General features: G+C 57.6%; 4 protein-coding genes. 2 read left to right on the forward strand and 2 right to left on the reverse strand.

Annotated features, from left to right (window positions below):
- Positions 1 to 267 precede the first annotated feature (267 nt).
- The gene (locus FHG66_RS21150; RefSeq protein WP_139079122.1) at positions 268 to 2229 is read right to left on the reverse strand and encodes a chemotaxis protein CheA; all 1962 of its coding nucleotides are present in this window, start codon (positions 2227 to 2229) and stop codon (positions 268 to 270) included.
- Positions 2230 to 2526: 297 nt separating this feature from the next.
- Complete coding sequence (locus FHG66_RS21155; protein ID WP_139079123.1) at positions 2527 to 2973, reverse strand: hypothetical protein; 447 nt, start codon at positions 2971 to 2973, stop codon at positions 2527 to 2529.
- 96 nt (positions 2974 to 3069) lie between these two features.
- On the opposite strand from FHG66_RS21155, the gene FHG66_RS21160 reads away from it, so the two are divergent.
- Both FHG66_RS21160 and FHG66_RS21165 read left to right on the forward strand, forming a co-directional pair.
- Entirely contained in the window at positions 3070 to 3336 is a 267-nt protein-coding gene (locus FHG66_RS21160; protein ID WP_139079124.1) for a hypothetical protein, read from the forward strand.
- A 1-nt stretch (position 3337) separates the two neighbouring features.
- The gene (locus tag FHG66_RS21165; protein WP_139079125.1) at positions 3338 to 3709 is read left to right on the forward strand and encodes a response regulator; all 372 of its coding nucleotides are present in this window, start codon (positions 3338 to 3340) and stop codon (positions 3707 to 3709) included.
- Positions 3710 to 3874: the final 165 nt, after the last annotated feature.

Genomic DNA, 3874 nt, shown 5'->3' on the forward strand with positions numbered 1-3874 from the left:
GTCGCCGGTGCGCTTCCGCGTCATGGCACTCCTCCTCAGAGTTCAGAGGGCCCGAAGAACGGCCATCAGACTGGACCAGGTTCCAGGGTCAGGACCATCCAGCAAACAGGCAGCAGCTCAGTCGCAGTAACGATCTCGAAGCACGCAACGTGATCCGGAAAAAATCTTGCCCGAACGCCTCGCCGCAAAGATCCCAACCCAAGCTCCGGGACTGGAGGTAAGAAATCAGCGTAAGGCATAGTGACCAAATATACTCGAGAAGTTACGTTAGGCTACCAACTCCCAAGACGCCCGGCTGTTTGCTTGCGATCCATCTACTTGGGCCCAACTGACAATCTGTGAGACATCCAGGATGAGAGCTACGGTGCCGTCCCCCAGAATTGTCGCGCCCGAAAAGATCTTCATGGTAGCATGGAGGGGCGACAATTGCTTGATAACGGTTTGAAACGATCCGATGATCCGATCTACTAGCAGTCCAATCCGGGCCTCTCCGGCTGCTACCACGACCACCTTCTGGTACGGATCCGGTTCGCCCGTACTTGTAAATAGATGGCGCAACATGATGTACGGAACCAGTCTATCTCTGATATTCAGGAATTGAGCGGTGCCTTCCTCTTGCATCGTCGGATCGCGAAGCTCAACAATTTCGTGCACAGCCGCGAGAGGAATTGTGAAGCGCTCGCCCGCCACCTCCACTAGCAGTCCATCGATGATGGCGAGGGTGAGAGGCAGTCGAAGAATGATCCGGGTGCCCTGCCCCTTTTCAGATCTGACTTCGATAGATCCTCGTAGATCGGAAACCGTCCGTTTCACTACGTCCATGCCCACCCCCCGGCCAGAAAGCTCGGTAACGGCCGATGCCGTCGAGAACCCTGGGGCGAAGATCAGCTGAAACGTCTCCGAATCGCTTAGGTCATTTGACGGGTCTACGAGGCCTTTCTGGATGGCCTTGGCCCTGATCTTCTGGACATCGAGACCATAGCCGTCATCCACAACAGATATTTGGACCTCAGCTCCTGAATAGCGAGCCGACAGCGTAACCCGTCCTGTCAGCGGTTTGCCCGTCTGCTTCCTAATTGCGGCGGGCTCGATGCCATGGTCGATCGCATTGCGCATCAAGTGCAGCAACGGATCGACAAGCTGCTCAACGACCGTTTTATCCAGCTCGGTATCTTCACCCTCAATGAGCAGATCGACTGGCTTACCAAGATCGGCTGAAAGATCATGAATCAAGCGGCGGAATCGGCCAGTGATTGACCCCAGGGGCGTCATTCGAACCGACATGGTGGTGTCACGCAGGCCAGTGGCGAGACCCTGAATTTCTTCGGCGACGGCCAGCAAGGCCGGATCGCCGCTGGATGCCGCGATGGCCGAAAGACGCGCTTCGGCAATTACGAGTTCCCCGACCCTGTCCATCATTTCGTCGAGCCGGCCCGCTGCGACCCGCATCATGGCTGCAGGCTTGGCAACCACCGGTTTGTCTGAATCTGTGGAGCTGATCGATGCTGCTGTGGACGGCTCGTCAGTAGGGACGTTATGATTGTCAGTGCCAGTCGAGGCAGCCTCTCTCTCAGCGGCCGTGTCTTTCGTCGCGATACGCTCCAAGGTCAGAGCGAGACCATCGTGAAACATGAATACGTCATGAATGTCTGCCTCGGCCACATGGGCAGGCAAGTGCACGGTCCAGGACAGGGAAAGGACGGCCGGGTCCAATGCTTCGAGGCCCGGAATCCTACTAATACATGCTTGGATTCGCGAGGCGCCCAGTGACCGGAGTTCATCTAGGACGAGTTCTGGCTTGCCACCGAGCTTCAGTGTGTCGGACGGCAGCGCAAAAGTCAGAAGCCAGTCGTTCGTGAGCGAGGGTCCGGTCATTGCTTGTGCGATCTGACGGAGGATGTCGTCACCACCGTCCGGCCTTTGACCGCGCAAAAGGGCGTCAATGTGATCATGGGCCTTCAACCCTGCCGTCACAACCGTCGAACTTGCCGGCCTATTTTCGGATCGAAGCGGTTCAAGGGCAGATTCCAGATGATGGACGAAAGACGCCAGTTCGGTCTGGCCGAACATTCCGCCCGTGCCCTTCAGAGTGTGCAAATCTCGGAACACCTGGTTCACGAGACTCCGATCCATGGACGCGTCCTGCATGGCCAGAAGGCTTGATTGCAGGCTTTCCACCAGACCTTCTGCCTCTGCTCGGAACAGAGCGAGGGTTTCATTATCGATCATCGGCTGTGTTCCTGGTGCAGTGCAACATCCAGCATCGGATGGCATAGGGTAAAGACTTGTTCTTCAGGCGCGGATGTGAGCGATCAGAGACCTTAGAGGCACCGAAACCGACGCTTTGTGGCCGAGGCACGGGTTTTACAAATGGGACGAGCATCTGCTTGGGCATGCTGACGTCGGCCTTACTGGAAATCGTAGATGCGGTAACTGAGACGACCGACTGTCGAACGGCGACGAGCAATGAAGACGGCCCTGTCCCATGGACAGCTCCTCAAGTTACTCCGAGCTTCTGTCAGACGATCAGGGCTCATTTGTTAGGTGAGGCCTCACGCCAACAAGGCTGCCCGCGTCTGTCACCGGCAACGCGTCCGCCAAGTCGTTCAGTCCCAGCCGATGCCACAAGCTGCCGTAGTCTGCTTCATAGCCAGCCTTGATCCGTAGCCGCGGAGACTCTTCCATCAACGCAGACAAGATGAGCTGAAGCCCTGCGGCATCTGCGGTTTCCAGATCCTTGGCCCCGAGTTCGATGTCGGAACTGAGCAGCCTTTCTCGCCATTCGGCGAGATGACGGAGCACCAAGGGGCTGTCTGACTGCGCCCCGCCAGCTTCCTTGGAATTATCGGGCAGCATTCGGGTTCCTCGTAAGTCGCTGACCTGACTATGGCCGGAAAGCACTAAGAGGTGGTTAAGGTCGCTATTCACGCGGGCTTCTTTCCGCGCGGCCAGTTCCGAAGCAGTACTGAACATCCCGTGTTCATCCTTTCTTAGCGGCGGCTGGGCCAATGTGCGGGGGCTGCCACAGTGTGCCCAGCGGCAGGCGTCCCCTCTCGTCGAGTCATTATCATGTCCGAACCATCATGCTTCTGCCTAACCGCTGCCGCGCGCGAGGACCTCAGTAGTCTCAAGAGCTTCTTGCACGAGCACAGCGGCAAGACCGCCGAAGTGCTGGTTGAGGGAGATCGGCCTTTGACCACCTCCATCGTGCAACTGCTGCTTTCCGCCATAGGCGACGCACCCGAAGAGCGTTTGTGGCTGGTGACGGCTTCACCCCGTGTGCTTGCCGGGCTGAAGCTGCTCGGAGTGCATGATTTTCTGACAAGGGAGGGCTGATATGTCCGCCTCCATCCTGGTCATCGACGACTCGAGCACGATCCGGCAGCTCCTGCATCACTGCCTGACATCGGCGGGCATGACGGTGGTGACCGCCCAAAACGGCGAGGAAGGAGTGGCCCTTTTCGAGCGGGCTAGCTTCGACGTTGTCATCACAGACATGTACATGCCCAAGCTCGATGGCATTGGCGTCATCGAGAAAGTGCGGCAAGGTTCGCTGAATCGTCGTGTCCCCATTCTCGTTCTTACTACCGATAACGACCGGGAGGTCAGAAGCCGTGCCCAGTTGGCGGGAGCAACTGGGTGGATCGTCAAACCTTTCGAGCAGCAGGCCCTAGTATCCCTGATCGGACGGATCACTGGAACGGGTTGACCAATCGGTCCGGACGAAGACGAATTTTAATCGCAGCTCTGATCATCCACTAACTAGCTGAGCCGAGTCCGGGCAGGGTTCCGCAGATGACCTGCCCCCGGGAGCTCCCTCGCTGTGACGTAGAGTCTGCCCATCCTGAAGGAGCAGACGACATGAGGAAGAGCC

The sequence above is a fragment of the Rubellimicrobium rubrum genome, from assembly GCF_006152115.1.
In the GTDB taxonomy this organism is placed as follows: domain Bacteria; phylum Pseudomonadota; class Alphaproteobacteria; order Rhodobacterales; family Rhodobacteraceae; genus Rubellimicrobium; species Rubellimicrobium rubrum.